The 17,269-nt window shown below is 56.5% G+C and carries 11 protein-coding genes and 1 other annotated feature; of the genes, 5 read left to right on the top strand and 6 right to left on the bottom strand.

All coding sequences use genetic code 11. From position 1 onward, the window contains the following. The first annotated feature begins 111 nt into the window (after positions 1–111). The 3 genes from ACR0QW_RS04855 to ACR0QW_RS04865 all read left to right on the top strand — a co-directional run bounded on the left by ACR0QW_RS04855 (position 112) and on the right by ACR0QW_RS04865 (position 7,337). A complete protein-coding gene (locus ACR0QW_RS04855; protein WP_432642586.1) occupies positions 112–4,395 on the top strand; it encodes an acyl-CoA dehydratase activase-related protein in 4,284 nt (1,427 codons plus the stop codon). Between the two features lie 230 nt (positions 4,396–4,625). After that, a complete protein-coding gene (locus ACR0QW_RS04860) occupies positions 4,626–5,750 on the top strand; it encodes a 5-methyltetrahydropteroyltriglutamate--homocysteine S-methyltransferase (RefSeq protein ID WP_432642587.1) in 1,125 nt (374 codons plus the stop codon). An 81-nt stretch (positions 5,751–5,831) separates the two neighbouring features. Further along, positions 5,832–7,337 (top strand): ArnT family glycosyltransferase, encoded by a 1,506-nt coding sequence (locus ACR0QW_RS04865; protein ID WP_432642588.1) that lies wholly within the window; start codon positions 5,832–5,834, stop codon positions 7,335–7,337. 43 nt (positions 7,338–7,380) lie between these two features. Here the strand turns inward: ACR0QW_RS04865 and ACR0QW_RS04870 are convergent, their stop codons facing one another. The 3 genes from ACR0QW_RS04870 to ilvB are packed head-to-tail and all read right to left on the bottom strand — an operon-like array spanning position 7,381 to position 10,884. Next, complete coding sequence (locus ACR0QW_RS04870) at positions 7,381–8,637, bottom strand: DUF815 domain-containing protein (protein ID WP_432642589.1); 1,257 nt, start codon at positions 8,635–8,637, stop codon at positions 7,381–7,383. After that, positions 8,624–9,175: an acetolactate synthase small subunit gene (gene ilvN / locus ACR0QW_RS04875; protein WP_432642590.1), complete on the bottom strand. Its 552-nt coding sequence runs from the start codon at positions 9,173–9,175 to the stop codon at positions 8,624–8,626. Before ilvN ends, ACR0QW_RS04870 begins: the two co-directional genes overlap by 14 nt. Further along, a complete protein-coding gene (gene ilvB / locus ACR0QW_RS04880; protein ID WP_432642591.1) occupies positions 9,172–10,884 on the bottom strand; it encodes a biosynthetic-type acetolactate synthase large subunit in 1,713 nt (570 codons plus the stop codon). The genes ilvN and ilvB overlap by 4 nt, the downstream gene beginning before the upstream one ends. Before the next feature lie 134 nt (positions 10,885–11,018). After that, positions 11,019–11,255 (bottom strand) — a binding site (T-box leader). Between the two features lie 213 nt (positions 11,256–11,468). Between ilvB and ACR0QW_RS04885 the strand changes: the two genes are divergently transcribed. Together ACR0QW_RS04885 and ACR0QW_RS04890 are read left to right on the top strand one after the other, a co-directional pair. Continuing rightward, on the top strand, positions 11,469–12,971 hold the full coding sequence (locus ACR0QW_RS04885; protein WP_432642592.1) for a sensor histidine kinase: 1,503 nt from the start codon (positions 11,469–11,471) through the stop codon (positions 12,969–12,971). Further along, positions 12,949–13,635 (top strand): response regulator transcription factor, encoded by a 687-nt coding sequence (locus tag ACR0QW_RS04890; protein ID WP_432642593.1) that lies wholly within the window; start codon positions 12,949–12,951, stop codon positions 13,633–13,635. The genes ACR0QW_RS04885 and ACR0QW_RS04890 overlap by 23 nt, the downstream gene beginning before the upstream one ends. 119 nt (positions 13,636–13,754) lie before the next feature. On the opposite strand, the gene ACR0QW_RS04895 is transcribed toward ACR0QW_RS04890, so the two are convergent. Genes ACR0QW_RS04895 through ACR0QW_RS04905 form a run of 3 tightly spaced genes read right to left on the bottom strand, consistent with a single transcriptional unit; the run spans position 13,755 to position 17,142 of the window. After that, complete coding sequence (locus ACR0QW_RS04895; RefSeq protein WP_432642594.1) at positions 13,755–14,387, bottom strand: hypothetical protein; 633 nt, start codon at positions 14,385–14,387, stop codon at positions 13,755–13,757. Positions 14,388–14,421: 34 nt separating this feature from the next. Further along, positions 14,422–15,480: a hypothetical protein gene (locus tag ACR0QW_RS04900; protein ID WP_432642595.1), complete on the bottom strand. Its 1,059-nt coding sequence runs from the start codon at positions 15,478–15,480 to the stop codon at positions 14,422–14,424. 48 nt (positions 15,481–15,528) lie between these two features. Further along, positions 15,529–17,142, bottom strand: a complete 1,614-nt coding sequence (locus tag ACR0QW_RS04905) for a bifunctional metallophosphatase/5'-nucleotidase (protein WP_432642596.1) — start codon at positions 17,140–17,142, stop codon at positions 15,529–15,531. Positions 17,143–17,269: the final 127 nt, after the last annotated feature.

Genomic DNA, 17,269 nt, shown 5'->3' on the forward strand with positions numbered 1-17,269 from the left:
CTTGTTTTCTTTCCTTTTTCCCCTGCATATGACAGCCTTTCGCCTGCCTTTGCAACTGGATTTTTGCCCCGATTGTGTTATAATGATATACACTTTAGAATGAGGTGTATTATGAGTACGTATCGTGTAGGCTTAGACATCGGATCCACCACCTGCAAAATTGTGGTGCTGGACAACCATTCCCATATGGTATTCTCCCGTTACCAACGGCATCAGGCCAATGTGGCCGGTGTCCTGCGAGAGGAACTGAAGAATCTCCGGTCCCAGATCGGCGGCGCCAGCCTGAAGCTGAAGATCACCGGATCTGTGGGCATGGGCGTAGCGGAGAAATTCGACCTGCCTTTTGTGCAGGAAGTGATCGCGGCCACCAAATTCGTGAAAACCAAATATCCAAAAGCAGCTACCCTGATCGACATCGGCGGCGAAGACGCCAAGATTGTCTATATTAAAAAGGATGGCAGCTGTGATCTGTGCATGAACGGCAACTGTGCCGGCGGTACCGGGGCTTTCCTGGACCAGATGGCTGTCCTGCTGGGAATTCCCGTCGAACAGCTGAACGGACTGGCGGAAAAAGCCCAGCACGTCCATTACATTGCTTCCCGCTGCGGCGTATTCGCCAAAACGGACATCCAGAACCTGCTGGCCAAGAACGTGAGCCGGGAAGACATCGCCATCTCCATTTTCCATGCGGTGGCTGTGCAGGTGATTGCCACCTTGAGCCATGGCTGCACCATCGAGCCCAAGATCCTGCTGTGCGGAGGCCCGCTGACCTTTATGCCGGCCCTGCGCAAAGCCCTGATGGACTGTCTGCAGATTCCCTACGTGAACTTCATCGTTCCGGAAAACGCCAACCTGATCCCGGCCTATGGCACAGCCCTCAGTGCATCCGACGCACCTTCCATCAGCTTCGACAAGCTTATCGAGAAACTGGAAAGCGCCCCCAAGGTATCTGTCCGGACCGATGATATCCTGCCGCCCATCTTCAAATCTCCGGAAGATTACGCTGCCTGGAAAAAAGCCAAGGAAGCTGACTATATCCAGCTGACGCCTCTGACGGCGGATACCCATGAAGTGTATGTGGGCATCGACTCCGGTTCCACCACTACGAAACTGGTAGTCACCAACTCCAAAGACGAGATCCTGTACACCTATTACTGCCCCAACAGCGGCAATCCCATCGGCGCTGTGCAGAAAGCCTTCGAAGCCTTCTACGCCAAATGCCTGAAAGTGGGCGCCAACCCCAAGATCCTGGGCAGCTGTTCCACGGGCTACGGGGAAGATCTCATCAAGGCCGCCTTCGGCCTGAAGACCGGCATCATCGAAACCATCGCCCACTACCTGGCCGCCCGGAAAATCAACAAGGATGTTTCCTTCATCCTGGATATCGGCGGGCAGGATATGAAAGCCATTTTCGTGGACCACGGCGTGCTGAACCGGATGGAACTGAACGAATCCTGCTCCTCCGGCTGCGGCACCTTCCTGGAAACTTTCGCCAAGGGACTGAACTACAGTGTCAGCGATTTTGCCAAACTGGCCTGTGAAGCCAAGGAGCCCTGTGACCTGGGCACCCGCTGCACCGTGTTCATGAATTCCAAGGTGAAACAAAGCCTGCGGGAAGGAGTCACCATTGCCGACATCTCCGCCGGCCTGGCCTATTCCGTCATCAAGAACTGCCTGTACAAGGTACTGAAGCTACAGAACACCCACGAACTGGGTACGGACATCGTGCTCCAGGGCGGAACCATGAAGAACGATGCCGTGGTCCGGGCCTTCGAACTGCTCACTGGCACCACGGTGCACCGCAGCAACATCCCCGAGATCATGGGGGCCTATGGTTGCGCCCTGTTCGCCCGGAGCCGGGCTGAAGGAGAAGTGACCCTGGATGAAATGATCCATGTGGCTAACCACACCGACAATCAGCTCCAGTGCCACGGCTGCGAAAACAACTGCCTGATCAGGAAATACAATTTCAGCAACGGCCGTGTGTACTTCTCCGGCAACAAATGTGAGAAATTCTTCACCAACAACGGGGAAGACCAGAAGCCCGGTGAAAACATCTATGACTATAAATACCGGCTGCTGTTCGACCGGCCGGTGAACGAAGATGCCAAACGGACCATCGGCATCCCCCGCTGCCTGAATATTTACGAGGACTACCCCTTCTGGCACGCTCTGTTCACCACCTGTGGCCTGAAAGTGCAGCTTTCCGATCCCTCCACCTTCAAGAACTACGAAGGCGGCATCCATGATGTGATGAGCGACAACATCTGTTTCCCCGCCAAGCTGGTTCACGGACACATCAACGACCTGATCCGCAAGCGTGTGAACCGGATCTTCATGCCCTACGTGATCTATGAACGGCAGGATGACAAGCGGCAGCTGAACAGCTACAACTGCCCGGTAGTCTCCGGTTATTCAGACGTGATCAAGAGCGTAGTGAACACGGATATCCCCATCGATTCTCCTCCCATCAATTTCCAGGATCTGAGCCTGCTGAAGAAGCAGATCCGAAAGTACCTGAGCTACATCGGATTCGACCGGTTCACGGCGGACAAAGCCCTAAAAGTGGCCCTGAAAGCCCAGGACGAGTATGGCAAGGCCATCAAGGCCAAGAACGAAGAAATCCTCCAGGACAGCCGCAGGAACCATCAGCTGACCATCCTGCTGGCCGGACGGCCCTACCATACGGACCCGCTGATCCAGCACAAGCTCAGTGAATCCATTGCGGCCATGGGCATCAATGTGATCAACGAAGACCTGGTGCGGGATGACAGCTCCATCGCCATCGATGATTCCTATCTGGTACGTCAATGGGCCTATATCAACCGGATTTCCAAGGCCGCGGACTGGGTAGCCCGCCAGGACAATTCCGTCCACTTCATGGAAATGACTTCCTTCGGCTGCGGCCCGGATGCCTTTCTCCAGGACGAAGTGCGGGGCATCCTCCAGCGCCATGGCAAGGCCCTGACCCTGCTGAAGATCGATGATGTGTCCAATATCGGCTCTCTGAAGCTGCGGGTCCGTTCCATGGTGGACAGCATCCGCTACAACAAGGATGCCAGGGGCAGTGAAAAGCCCTTTGAGCAGCCGCCCCGCTTCGAGAAGAGCATGAAGGATTACACCATCCTGTCTCCATTCTTCACGCCGTTCATCTCACCGCTGATCCCGTCCGTGATGAAGAATATCGGCTACCATGTGGTGACCCTGCCGGAAAGCACCATGCAGAGCGCCGACCTGGGGCTGAAATACGCCAACAACGAAGTCTGCTACCCGGCCACCCTGGTGGTGGGCGACTTCATCCGGGCCCTGCAGTCCGGCAAGTATGACCCCAAGAAGACCGCTGTGGCCATTACCCAGACCGGCGGCCAGTGCCGGGCCTCCAACTACTTCGGCCTGATCAAGCACGCCCTGATCGCTGCCGGCTTCAAGGATACCCCGGTGGTTTCCCTGGCCACCAGCAAGAACATCCAGAATGACCAGCCCGGGTTCGAAATCAACTGGCTGAAAATTGCCCGGATCACCATTTCCACCGTGCTGTTCGCCGACTGCCTGTCCAAGTTCTTCAACGCCTCCGTGGTGCGGGAAACCATCAAGGGCAAAGCCAATGAACTGAAAGACAAGTACCTGGAGCTGGCCAAAAAGGAAATCGAAGCCAACAACTCCAACGGCCTCCTGAAGCTGCTGAAGGAGGCGGCTGCCGAATTCAACGCACTGGCCAAACCGGATGTGCACCTGCCCCAGGTGGGTGTAGTCGGTGAAATCTACCTGAAATTCAACGGATTCGCCCATAAGAACGTGACCAAATGGCTCATGGACCATTCCATCGAAGTGATGCCTCCGCTGCTGACCCCGTTCTTCATGCAGGCCTTCGTAAACCGGCTCACCAACCGGAAGTTCGGCCTGGAACGGCATCATGTACCCAACGTGATCGTAGATGTACTGTACATGTGGGTCACCAAGCAGATCAGGAAATTCAATGAAATCGGTGAACAGTTCTCTTACTTCACCCCCATCGAGGATATTTTCGATCTGGCCAATGACGGCAAGACCATCATCAACATGGCGGCCCAGTTCGGCGAAGGCTGGCTGCTGCCGGCGGAAATCGTAAATTTCGCCAAACACGGCATCAATAACGTAATGAGCCTGCAGCCTTTCGGCTGTATTGCCAACCACATCATCTCCAAGGGCATCGAAAAGAAGATCAAGGCCCTGTATCCCCAGATGAACCTGCTGAGTCTGGATTTCGACAGCAGTGTCAGCGACGCCAACGTGGCCAACCGGCTGCTGCTGTTCGTGGAAAACATCCAGACCGCCAAGGCACCGGAGCCCAAGGCAAAAAAGAAAAAGGAAGGTTTCTTCGACGAAAACCTGGCCCGCCGGGAGATTATGATCTAAATAAAAGAAGCTGTGAAGTCATTCTTCGCAAATCCTGTATTTTTGCCGGAATCAGCTGGTGACTAGTGACGGGGTGTGAAAAAACATTTTTTCACACCCCGTTTTGTTATGCGTTAAAGTTATGCCCATCGCAACTTTTTTGGTATTATGAGAATTCCCACCTGTATGGTATCCTAATGCTATACTTTTTTGATGAATTTCTGATGAACCAATTGAAAGGAATGAATGACATGACTGTAAAAAATAAACCTCCCTTCCGGTATGATATTGTAGGCAGCTTCCTGCGTCCAGCTGCCCTGAAAGAAAAACGGGACGAATTCGCCTCCGGAAAAATCACGGCTGAAGAACTGAAAGCCGCCGAAGATGCTGCCATTGCCGACCTGGTATCCAAAGAAAAAAAAGCAGGGCTCCACGCTGTCACCGACGGAGAATTCCGCCGCCGGTACTGGCATCTGGACTTTCTGACCGAACTGCAGGGCATCACGGAAATCTCTGCGGAAAACTGGTCCGTCCATTTCAAAGGTGCCCAGCCCAAGGCCCGCACCGCCAGGATCACCGGTCTGGTAGATTTCGGCAAACACCCCTTCCTGGACCACTTCAAGGCCCTGCAGGAAATTGCCGGCAAGGATACCCTGGTAAAGATGACCATTCCCTCTCCCAGTATGCTGCACTTGATCTGCTGCGTCCGGGAAAAGCATTATGAGCCCATCCCCCAATACCAGGACCAGAATCGCCTGTTCCACGACATCGCCATTGCCTACCAGCATGCCATCAAGGCTTTCTACGCCGCCGGCTGCCGCTACCTGCAGCTGGATGATACCAGCTGGGGCGAGTTCTGCGATGCCGATAAACGGAAGGCCTACGCAGAACGGGGCTTCGACCTGGACGAACTGGCCAAGCACTATGTAGCCATGATCAACCTGGCCCTGGAAGCCAAACCGGATGACATGACCATCACCATGCATATCTGCCGGGGCAACTTCCGCTCCACCTGGTTCTCCAGCGGCGGCTACGAACCGGTGGCAGAGACCCTGTTCGGCCACTGCAACGTGGACGGCTTCTTCCTGGAATACGACAGCGACCGGGCCGGCGGTTTCGAGCCCCTGCGCCACATCAAAGACCAGAAAGTGGTGCTGGGCCTGGTGACCTCCAAGACTCCGGAACTGGAAAAAGAGGAAGACATCATCGCCCGGATCCACGAAGCCGAGAAATACGTGCCCCTGGACCAGCTGTGTCTGAGCCCCCAGTGCGGGTTCTCCTCCACGGAGGAAGGCAACCTGCTGACGGAAAAAGAACAATGGGCCAAGCTGCGGCTGATCAAGAACATTGCAGAAAAAGTTTGGAAGGATGCATAACTTTACCCATTCCTTTCATCCTGTTTAAAATTCCTTTAGGATTCCCCCTTATACTGAAAACAGTATAAGGGGGAAGTTTTTATGGAATACTGGGAAAATAACACCAATCCGCTGCTGCGGTTCTATCATACACACTGGCCGGCCTTCCTGCTGGCCCTGATCTGTATCATCCTGTTCTTCGCCGCCAACGACCGGCTGCTGATTACTGACCCGGTGGAATCCAACTACACAGAGACCGTCAAGGAAATGCTGGCCGCCGGTGACTGGCTGTCGCCCCGTATTTACGGCAACTACTGGTACGATAAGCCCTGGCTGTTTTATGGAGAGCTTCTGGTGGCTTTCAAATGGTTCGGGGAAACATCCTTTGCTGCCCGGTTCTTCCCGGCTCTGTTCGGAGTAGTCGGCGTACTGCAGACCTACTGGTTCGCCCAGAAACTGTACAACCGGAGGATCGGTTTCCTCAGCGGTCTCATCCTGGCCACCACCGTGGAATATTTCTACCTGGCCAAGGCTGTCATCACCGACATGACCCTGCTTGTGACCATGGACGGTGCTCTGATGCTGTTCTACATCGCCAGGACGGAACAGCGGCCCCGGCTCTATTACGGCGCCTATATCCTGGCGGGTATCGCCATCCTGACCAAGGGCCCGGTGGGCCTGGTACTGCCCGGACTGGTCATCCTGGCCTACCTGCTGGGGAACCGGGACGGGCACACCCTGTGCCGCATGAAGCTGATCCGGGGCATCCTGCTCTCCCTGGCAGTAGCTTCCCTGTGGTACTATCCTATGTACAAACTCCACGGCAGAGCTTTCCTGGACGGTTTCATCGGCGTCCATAATGTGCTCCGGGCCACAGTATCCGAACATCCCCGGAACAACACCTGGTGGTACTACTTCCTGATTTTCATCATCGGCTGTTTTCCCTGGAGCCTGAGCCTGCCCTGGCTATGGAAGAAATACCGGAAGGCCCTGCTGGACCGGCTCCGTCACCATACCTTCTGGCGCAGCCTGGACGACCGGCAGCGATTCCTGTTCCTGTGGACCTTTGTCACCTGGCTGTTCTTTGAATGCATAGCCACCAAATACCCTACCTATACCTTTCCCTGTCTTCCATCTCTGGCAATCGGCCTGGCCTGCAGCCTCCATACCCTGGAAGCGGAATACTGGGCCAAGCGTCTGGCAGCCGGCCTGGTACTGGTTTTTGTGGTGCTCTCCTATACCGTAGCCGTACCCCTGTGCCGCCAGGCCTCTGCCTGGGATGTGGCCCAACTCATAAAGGCAGACCGGCCGCCTTCCGCACCGGTCTACGTATACGATGGCCGTTACCCAGTCTCTTTTACTTATTACAGCAACATCCCGGCGCCCCGGCTGGTAACCCGGGAGCGGCTGGCCAAAATGCGGCCGGAAGGAATCAGCTGGAACGCCAAGAACATGATGCCCTTCCAGGCCATCGAAGGCCTGCCGGAAGAAGGCCCGATGCTGGTACTGGTGGAAACCCACAGCCAGAAGGATTTCCTCCAGACCCTGCCCGGCCAGTGGCAAAAAACAGGCGAAGGCGGCCGCTGGACCGTGTGGATGAGAAAATAAAAAGAAGGGGTGTGAAAAAAGTGCTTCTTCACACCCCTTCTTTTTAATGGTTCCCCAAATACCACTGGACAAATTGCTTGGCGATGCGGCCATTGCGCCCGGAATGTTCCATTTCCCAGCGCACGCCCAACACCCGCAGTTCTTCGGGCGGCAGTTTCACGCCCTCTTTCTGCAGTTCGTGGTCGATGATGGCCAGATACTCCTGTTGGGTGGGAGCCCCGAAATGGAGAATCAGCCCGAACCGGTCCGACAGAGAGATGGACTCGTTGGTGGCATCCTCCCGGTAGACTTCCGCATCCAGCTCGTCGCTGCGATCCGCCCAGGTCTCCTTCAGCAGATGACGCCGATTGCTGGTGGCACACAGCAGTACATTCTCCGGCTGGGGAGCCGCCCCGCCGTCGATGGCACTTTTCAGGTACTTGTATTCCTTCTCGTTCTCGTCGAAAGACAGGTCATCGAAAAAGAACAGGAACCGATGGCTGCGGATTCTCCCGGCCCGTTCCATGGCCTGAGCCAGCAAATGGAGCTCATCCCGCTTGATCTGCACAAGCCGCAGGCCCTGGGCGCTGAACAAAGGAATCAGCGCCTTGATGGACGTAGATTTCCCGGTACCCCGGCTGCCGGTGGACAGTACGTTGTTGCAGCCCCGGCCGGCCATGAACTGCCGGGTATTGGCCAGCAGCTGTTCTTTCTGGTCTTCATACCCCAGGATATCGTCCCAGGCATAATGGGGAAAATCCGGTATGCCCAGGAACCGTCCCTTCCGGTCCAGACAAAAGGCTTCGTACCGGGCCAGTTCGCCCCGCCCATACCGCTGGTAATGCTGCAGCAGGATTCCGGCCTGCTGGGCAGCTCCCGAAGCAGCCGTCAGCTGTTTCCCCAGCTGAGCTTCCAGGGGCGCTTTCCGGGTCCGGGCCGGTTCGTAATTCTCATAAAGACGGTCCCCGAACACCTGTCCCGCAGTCAGGGTGAAGAAGGGCTGTACTTGCTCCAGGTCCCGTACCAGGGCAGCCTGGATGCCGCTGCCCGCCTGGCCCTGTTCTTCCACCACTTCTCCGGCCAGGTTATTCCCTTCTGCCAGCAGATGGAAGAAATACCCCTGCCACAGATCTCCGGAAAGTCCAAGGGCTTCCGCCTGTTCCAGCAGAGCTTCCCGGGCCCAGGCCAGATGATGGGCATGTTCCGGATGCTTCTCCGCCCGGATCAGTTCCTGCAGCACCGGGTCCTTCCGGAGACTGCGCAATACGGTCAAATGGGCAAATACCCGAAAACTCGGGGTCTGTATTTCATTCAGATTCATGGTTTTCTCCTTCCGGAACTTCCTGCTCAGCCAGCAGTTCCCCCTTTACAGTTTTCGGTCCCCGTCCCAGGGCAATCTGACCGGTAGTGGCGATTTCCAGGATTTTATATTGTTTCAGCATCTGCTCCAGGGCCTGGATATGATCCGTACCTCCTGTCAGCCGCAGGATCAGCGACTCGGGATACACATCTACCACCTTGGCATGGAACAGATTGGCCAGATTGGTCAGTTCCTCCCGCAGCTGAGGTGTGGAAGCACTGACCTTGATCAGGGTCAGTTCGTAGCTCACCAGGGGTGCATCATCCAGGTTCACCACCTTCACCACATCGATGAGCTGGCTCAGCTGGTGCAGGGCCTGATCCAGCTGGAAGCGGCTCTCCACGCCCACCACCAGGTTGATCCGGCTCACTTCCGGAATTTCCGTATAGCCCACATTCAGACATTCGATATTGATGTTCCGGCGGGCAATGAGCCCTGCCACATGAGACAGGACCCCCGGCCGGTTATTGACCAAAAGGGCAATGTGCTGCCATTTCATGGTTTTCCTCCTTCTGTTTCCTCAGGACCCAGGATCATCTGATCCAGCCCCTTGCTGCCCGGCACCACCGGATACACTCGTTCATCCTCCGGAATAATCACTTCCAAAAGAGCCGAATCGTCCGTCCCAAACAGGAACTCCAGGCCTTCCGCCAGTTCTTCCGGGCGGCTGATGCTCCGGGAAGGGATTCCCATGGCTTCGGCAATGACCGCCATGGAAGGTTTGCGGATCAGTTTCGTCTGAGAATACCGTCCGCCCCGGAACAGACCCTGGAGCTGACGCACCATGCCCAGCTGGCCGTTGCGCAGTACCAGGGTCTTGACATGGATCCCGTAGGTGGGCAGGGTCGTGAACTCCTGGCAGTTCATCAAGATGCTGCCGTCCCCGGTGATGAGCAGGACGGTCTTATCCGGTTCTCCCACCTTGGCCCCCAAGGCTGCAGGCAGGCCGAAGCCCATGGTGCCAAGTCCCCCGGAAGTCAGGAAGTGCCGGGGCTCATCTGCAGGAAAGAACTGAGCGGCCCACATCTGATGCTGGCCCACATCCGTAACCACGATGGTATCCTTCGGGGCCACACGAGAGGCTTCCTTCAGGACTGCTTCCGGCGAAATGCCGCCGCTGCAGCGATGGGCCGAAAAAGGCATCTCCTTTTTCATTTCTTCTGCCTGTTCCCGCCAGGAAGCAAAAGTCTCCCGGCATTCCGGAGCAAAGGATTCGGTCATCTGGCGGAGCAGGGGCAGGGATTCCTGCAGATTTCCTGGAACAGCTACCTGCACCGGGATGATTTTATTGATTTCCCCCGGTTCCACATTGAAATGGACAATCCGGGCCGCCGGAGCGAACAGACTGGCCTTGGCGGTGGATCGTTCATCGAACCGCACCCCGAAAGCCAGCAGCAGGTCACAGCCGGACACGGCCCGGTTGGCCGCATAACTGCCGTGCATGCCCAGCATCCCCAGATTCTGGGGCAGGCTGTCGGGCACAGCACCCTTGCCCATCAGAGTCGTCACCACCGGGATGCCTGTTTCTTCTGCCAGCCGGGTCAATTCAGGCCCCGTCTCCGAAAGGATCACGCCGCCTCCGGCCATGATCACCGGCCGATGCGCCTGACGCAGGGCTTCCGCAGCCCGCTTCACATCGCTGCGGCGGGGATGGAGCCCCCCCTGATACCCCAGCATATGTACCGTTTCCGGATACTTGAAATCCAGTTTCGCATCGAACACATCAGTGACGATATCGATGAGCACCGGCCCCGGACGTCCGGTCCGGGCAATGTAGAACGCTTCCTTCAGCACCTGGGGCAGGTTTTCCACCTGCCGCACCAGATAATTGTATTTGGTGATGGATGTAGTGATCCCCGCCGTATCCGCCTCCTGGAAAGCATCCTGGCCAATCAGGGACGTGGCCACCTGGCCGCTGATGATTACCAGGGGAATGGAGTCCATATGGGCTGTAGCAATACCCGTAACCATATTGCAGACCCCCGGTCCGCTGGTAGCAATGCACACACCCACCTTCCCCGTAGCCCGGGCATAGCCGTCGGCTGCATGGACGGCCCCTTGTTCGTGGCCGGTGAGGATATGCGGGAATTTCGTTTTATAAATGGCATCATACAGGCCCAATACGGCACCTCCGGGGTACCCGAAGACCACAGGGACCTGTTCAGCCTTCAAACATGCAAGGATGGCTTCTGCGCCGGTCATTTCCATCAAAAAACCTCCTTTTCTTTCCTGCCGCTGTCCAAAATCCTTTTCAATCTTCGCCCTGGTATCGGGGCTTTTTCCTTTTCAAACGGATCCTGGTATCGGGATCCTTTTTTTGGACAATAAAAAAACCGTCCCACAAAAGGGACGGAAAATCCGCGGTACCACCCTGTTTCCCCGGAACCGGATCCGGAGCACTCTGTCACGTACTAGCATACGCGCTTCCGGTAACGGGGAATACCGTCCAGGCCTACTGGAATCTGGTTCAGCCTGTCTCCTCCGGGACCAGTTTCACACAGTGCCTCTCCGTGGCTCACACCGGCCGCCACGTCTCTGCAGAGATTTCCTGTCCTACTCTTTCCCCTCATCGGATTCTTTTGTGAAATTGTGAATTATTGCTATTTTATCTTGCGCGTGGACACTTGTCAACGATTTTTCCAAGAAAGTTCCAAAATTCCATTAATCATAAAATATCCGTAAACAAATGAACACTTTTCTTCTGCCTCATCCGAAATCTCTCTGAAAAATGCTATAATGGAAGCATTCAAAAGAAAGGAGTGTCCTGCCCATCGCAGGGCGTTGTGGAACCTATGCGCTGGAAAGATCTGCCCATCCGGAAACGCCTGCTGGCGGCCAACTATCTGATGATCCTGACCCCGCTGCTGTGCTTTATGCTGCTCAGTGCAGGGATTTTCTGGATCTTTGGCATGGAGAACCTGAATCGCAGCAGCGTGCTTTCCTTCATCTGGCCGGAAAGCGGCCCCACCCTGTCCATCCAGTTCGAACTGACCCGGCTGCGGGTCCGGGCAGATCACTATGATCCGGCCAGGCCCCGGCCCCTGCTGCTGGTCAGCGATCACCTGGAGGACCAGGGCCTGCGGGTCATGCTGGCCCAAAACGGCGTTCCCTTCTATGTAACAGCAGGCCAGGATGCGGAAGAGATCCGAAAGACCGCCGAAGCCGAAACCCCGGAGGGCCGTGGCGCCATCAGCTGGGGCAAAAAGGGCGTTGTCTTCCGCTATCGTTCTGCGCAGACCGGCGTGGAAGCTTATGTCGCAGGTGCCGACCCCCTGGTAGAAATGGACGATACCTTTTCCATGCATTCCAAGGAGCTGTTCAAGGGCAGCTTCATCGGCGCCTTTCTGCTGGTGCTGCTCATGGCAGCCCTGGCCGGTCTGGCCCTGTCCCGGCTCATGGCAATCCAGCTGCTGAAGCCGCTGAACAAGCTGCGCCTGGTAGCGGCCCAGGTCAGCCGGGGCGACCTGGATACACCCGTGCAGGCAGACAGCAAGGATGAAATCGGTGATACCCTGCGGGCCTTCGAAAAGACCCGTACGGAGCTGAAAGCCGCCCGGGAAAAACAGCTCCTGTACGACCAGAGCCGAAAGGAACTGCTGGCCGGCATCGCCCACGATCTGGCCACTCCCCTCACCAAGATCCAGGGTTATGCCTCCGGCATCAAGGATGGCATTGCCGATACTCCGGAAAAACAGCAGCGCTACCTGGACAAGATCCTGGAAACTGCTGAGAGCATGGCCAAGCTGAATCAGACCCTGTTCCTGTTCTCCAAACTGGACCTGGACCAGATCCCCTTCCATTGGGAAACGGTGGATCTGGCACAATACCTGACCGATTACGTTACGGAGCAGCAGGATCACTGGAACCGGAACGGCCTTTCCGTTTCTTTCCACAATGACCTGCCCCAGGCCCTTGTCCGGCTGGACCGGGATCAGTTCGCCCGGGTGCTGGAGAACCTGCTGAGCAACAGCTGGAAGTACAAGACAGGCCGACAGGGCAGTGTAGTGCTGACCCTTGGTCCCGGTTCCAGAGGACACCTGCGTCTGACCTGCGCCGATGACGGACAGGGCGTAACCCCTGAGCAGCTGAGCAGGATCTTTGACAGCTTCTACCGTACGGACCGGGCCCGGACCCATGTAGCCGGGGGCAGCGGCCTGGGTCTCGCCATCGTCCAGAAGATCATCGCCGCCATGAAAGGACGCATCTGGGCAGAAGCCAATACGCCCCGGGGCCTGCGCATCTGTATAGAAATTCCTGAAGAGGAGAAAAACAATGCAAAAAATCTTGATTATTGAAGATGATATGGATATTGCGGAACTGGAACGGGATTATCTGGAAGCCAACGGTTTCGCCGTAGAAATCGTGGGGGACGGCACCCTGGGTGAAAAACGGTCCCTGGAAGCCGATGTGGACCTGATTCTGCTGGATATCATGCTTCCCGGCATGGACGGTTTCCAGGTATGCCGGAAGGTACGGGAAGTACGGAATATCCCCATCCTTCTGGTTTCCGCCCGTCAGGAGGATGTGGACAAGATCCGGGGTCTGGGCCTGGGCGCTGACGACTACATCGTAAAACCTTTCAGCCCCAGCGAACTAGTAGCCCGAGTGAAAGCCCACCTGCAGCGGTACCAGCAGCTTACCGGCAAAAAAGACACCGCCAATGTGCTCCAGCGGGGAGCCCTGACCATCGACAGGGACGGCCACCGGGTGTTCCTGGACGGCAGGGAAGTGCCCATGCCCAACAAGGAATTCTCCCTGCTGCTGTTCCTGGCTGAGAATCCCGGCGTGGTGTTCAGCAAGGAAACCCTGTTCGAACGAATCTGGGGCGAGGATTCCCTGGGAGACACAGCCACAGTTTCTGTACACGTGAACCGGATCCGGGAAAAGATCGAACCTTCCACTGCCAAGCCTGCCTACATCGAAACTGTATGGGGCGTGGGATATCGATTTAAAAAATAAAAATCTCTAGTTTCGAGTCACTAGTCTCTAACGAATGAAAGCCTGTTTGCGCCGGCAGAAAATAGGAGCTGTGAAGGATTTTTTCACAGCTCCTTATTTTTTACCCAAATGCATGATTTTCAACGATATTCCTCGCCCACGTCCCGATACAGCGGTTCCCATTGGTTGTAGCAGATGTTGCTCCACACTTCCTCTCCGTATTCCGGACTCCACTGCATAAGTGCCTTCCCCATCCGGGTAAGGGTCAGGGACAGCCAATTTAGTTTTTCCCGCAGATCCTCTGGCAGGGCCCGATACGTATAGGTTTCCCGGGTATAGGCCAGTTCCCGCTGCAGGGATTCCACATCCTGCTGGATTTCCGTCACAGGTCGTTGGTTTTTAGACAGTTCCCGGTAGTACTGCCGCATCCGGTCCCACTGCCGGTCCAGGATCAGGATTTCGTCCGTATACGCCTTTTTCCGATTTTCCATTTCCAGGGCACTTCCCAGATAGTCTTCGTGCACATACCAGATCTGGGCTTCCTGAAGCAGGGAAACCCGGGCAAATCCGTCCTGGCTGGACAGGTATTCCACCGGTTCCCCGAAACGCCAGTAGCCCACAGGCTGGCTTTCCAGGCTGGAGCCTGTCCGCCGGTGCACTTCCCGTCCGATGATGCAGTAGATTTTTCCCCGCTGGAAGGCCCCCGCCACGCCGGGAAGCCCTGTTATAAGCACCAGCACAAAAGCCAGCAGCCCTTTCAGCAGCTTTTTCATGGTCGTCCCTCCTTGCTCCATTTTCCCTGTCCGATCAGAAATCCAGACGGTACAACTGGCTCTTCGCGGCTTTGTCGAAGCCCACCTGGAAGAACAGATGATCCTCTCCATCCGCCATCAGGTTCCGAATCAGATGGCTGTCGGGAATCTGGGAAAGTTCCAGATCGGTCACGTAGGCGCCTGTTTTCCTGTCATAGAGACGGATACAGCCCGTCAGCTTCTTATCCTTGTTGAAGGTCCCCAGGATTCCCAGGTACTGCCGGGTGGTGACCACCTGGCCCAGGTGGTTGTGACTGGCCTGCGGGATGGGCTGATTCAGTTCCAGCACCCGCAGCTCTTTGCCTTCCGGGTCATAGGTATGGAGGGAATAGGTCCAGTTCTTCCCCTGCCGCGAACCGTGCTTGTTCAGCCAGCGCACGTAGAAGCCATCCGCATCCGCGGCCATCAGATGGGGTGATTCCAGATTCCGTTCCGCTTTCATCCGGGCGATATCAGCCCGACTCAGGAGGACTTTGGCAGCCGAGAAGCCCTGGATATCCAGTTTTCCCCGCTGCAGAGCGCTTTTGGCCATGAAGTAGGCGATATCCGTGCCATAAACAGAACGGAACTGGGCTTCTCCCTGCTTCCGGGGGACCAGGCTCACCTGCTCACCCTGGGCGATTCCCAGGAGATCTCCCTTGTTTTTTTCCGTCCGAGCCCAGAAAAATACCTCTTTCCCATTGGTGGTCATCTGGTCATTGCCCATGACGGCAATCTTTTTCCCGTCATCGATCCGTCCCCCCTCATAGGGAAAACGGAGCAGCTGCCATTCATATTTGTCATTTGCCAGATCTTTTTTGGCCAGCCCATAGATGGCCTCTCCGGTCACAGCGAAACACCCCTCGAAGAAAGAGGGAAGATCCGCCCCGGTAAAAGTATAGACCGGCAGTTCTCTATCGCCCAATTTCAGAGCAGCCACTTTTTCCGGCAGCTGCGGAGGATCCGCTTTTTTCCCACCTGAAGGATTCTGGGCTCTGCCTCCGCAACCGGTCAATAGCCCGCAAAGCAGACCCATAGCCAGGATACCCTCCAGCATCTTTTTCCATCGTTCCATGTGCTCGCCACCTTTCTCTCTTTACCCGTTTTCTTCTTTTCGGACCGTTCAAAGCCCGGTCAGCTGCCGGAGCCGGCCCTGGCCCCGGGGATTCTCATAGCCAGGCCCCACCTGACCGTCCAGCGCCCTTACATAGGCTGCCAGCACGTCAACATCGGAAAGGCCCGGTTCTGCCACCAGCGGTGTCCCGGAAAGCATGGTCATCCCATTGCCTCCGTCCCCCAGGATGTACCGGGGGCCGGCCACCAGATAATCCTCCTCCGGATCCAGGGGTTTCCCGTCCACCTGCACATCCCTGACCCGCCGGGAGCCACGGATCCTAACAAAATTTCCTTTGGCATCCAGCTCTACCCCGGAAGGAAGGGAAACATCGATGGTGTACGTGAGACCGGACGTGTGCAGCAGCCCTCCATTTTCTTCCGGCAGCAGAGATGCTCCCATTTCCAGAGCATCCAGCAGCTGCTGGCCGGTCACACTGCGAAGGACAGCCTGATTCCCGAAGGGAAACAAGGTCATCAGGGTCTTCCGGGACCATTCTCCCCGGGGCAGGCCCGCCCGGATGGAACCACCGTTGACCAAACCCACCTGAGCCTTGAACGTATGGCGGAAGGCATCTGTCAGAAAATCTGTCAGGTTGGTTTCCCGGGTACGCACCGCCCGTTTTCCGTCCAGTTCCTGGACCAGTTCCACGCTGGAACGGCCCACGGGCCGGGACAGCGCCCGGTCCACCCTGGCCAGTTCCTTTGCCACGGCTTTCTCCACCCCGGGCTCAGGCGGCGGCAGTTCTGCCACCTGAGTGGCCCAGATCGTCCCATCCTCCTGGATGACCAGCCGGCCCACGGACTGGAGCTTGGTTCCCGTCTGAACCAGTGGCCGCAGGGTTCCGTCCCGGTCAGGTACCCGCTTCACATACACTTCATGGGAATGTCCGTCGATAGCCCCGTCCACTCCTTTCAGGCGCTGGAGCAGGGTTGCACTGGACCATTCCGGAATCACGCCGTCAGACCCCAGATGCCCCACCAGGAGGACGGTATCAGCACCGGACCGGCGGGCTTCGTCCACGGTTTTCTGAACCTGCCGGGCCAGTTTCTCCCCGGTCCGGTCTTCGCAGAAGCCATAGATGAAACGGCCCTGGGTATCCTGGAAGAACCGGGGTGTGGAAGAAACCAGGGTACCCGGCGTAGTCACGCCCACCAGAGCCACCTTCCGTTCTTTGAAGGAAAACAGTCTGTACCCGGGCAGGACATTCCGTCCTGTATCCGTCCGGAGGAAATTGCAGCTGGTATAGCCGCATTTCAGTTCCCTGGCCCGTTCCAGGAAGGCATCCATCCCGTAATCGAACTCATGGTTCCCGGGTACAGCGAAATCGTAGCCGGCCCGGTTCAGCAGCTGGACCAGGGCCCTTCCCTTCGTCAGGCTGCCCAACGGTTCTCCCTGGATGGCATCCCCGGCATCCACCAGGAGCACGGCCTTTCCTTCCCCCTCCAGTTGTTTTTTCAGTGCGGCCACCCGGGCCAGAGTCAGGTTCTGCCCCACCCCGCAATGGATATCGTTAGTGTGGAGCACTGTCACCGCAGCCTGGGCCACCGCCAGCCAGGACAGTACCACCAGGGAAATGCCCAGTCCCAGGCTCATCAGACCCATTCTATATACTGTACCCATAAGTATGGACACTTTTTAAGAGTAGTACCTACCCACAAAATTGGACAGCCTACAATTTGAATCCTTTAAAATTGACGTGTTCATTTTAGACCCAACCTATTGAACACAATCATGTGTATGTGGTATC

The sequence above is a fragment of the Acidaminococcus sp. genome, assembly GCF_050873445.1.
GTDB lineage: Bacteria > Bacillota > Negativicutes > Acidaminococcales > Acidaminococcaceae > Acidaminococcus.

What these genes read in the sequence shown, in the direction of transcription:
- ACR0QW_RS04855 (WP_432642586.1), top strand. Translation starts at nt 112, where the DNA reads ATGAGTACGTATCGTGTAGGCTTAGACATCGGATCCACCACCTGCAAA.
- ACR0QW_RS04860 (WP_432642587.1), top strand. Translation starts at nt 4,626, where the DNA reads ATGACTGTAAAAAATAAACCTCCCTTCCGGTATGATATTGTAGGCAGC.
- ACR0QW_RS04865 (WP_432642588.1), top strand. Translation starts at nt 5,832, where the DNA reads ATGGAATACTGGGAAAATAACACCAATCCGCTGCTGCGGTTCTATCAT.
- ACR0QW_RS04870 (WP_432642589.1), bottom strand. Translation starts at nt 8,637, where the DNA reads ATGAATCTGAATGAAATACAGACCCCGAGTTTTCGGGTATTTGCCCAT.
- ilvN (WP_432642590.1), bottom strand. Translation starts at nt 9,175, where the DNA reads ATGAAATGGCAGCACATTGCCCTTTTGGTCAATAACCGGCCGGGGGTC.
- ilvB (WP_432642591.1), bottom strand. Translation starts at nt 10,884, where the DNA reads ATGGAAATGACCGGCGCAGAAGCCATCCTTGCATGTTTGAAGGCTGAA.
- ACR0QW_RS04885 (WP_432642592.1), top strand. Translation starts at nt 11,469, where the DNA reads ATGCGCTGGAAAGATCTGCCCATCCGGAAACGCCTGCTGGCGGCCAAC.
- ACR0QW_RS04890 (WP_432642593.1), top strand. Translation starts at nt 12,949, where the DNA reads ATGCAAAAAATCTTGATTATTGAAGATGATATGGATATTGCGGAACTG.
- ACR0QW_RS04895 (WP_432642594.1), bottom strand. Translation starts at nt 14,387, where the DNA reads ATGAAAAAGCTGCTGAAAGGGCTGCTGGCTTTTGTGCTGGTGCTTATA.
- ACR0QW_RS04900 (WP_432642595.1), bottom strand. Translation starts at nt 15,480, where the DNA reads ATGGAACGATGGAAAAAGATGCTGGAGGGTATCCTGGCTATGGGTCTG.
- ACR0QW_RS04905 (WP_432642596.1), bottom strand. Translation starts at nt 17,142, where the DNA reads ATGGGTACAGTATATAGAATGGGTCTGATGAGCCTGGGACTGGGCATT.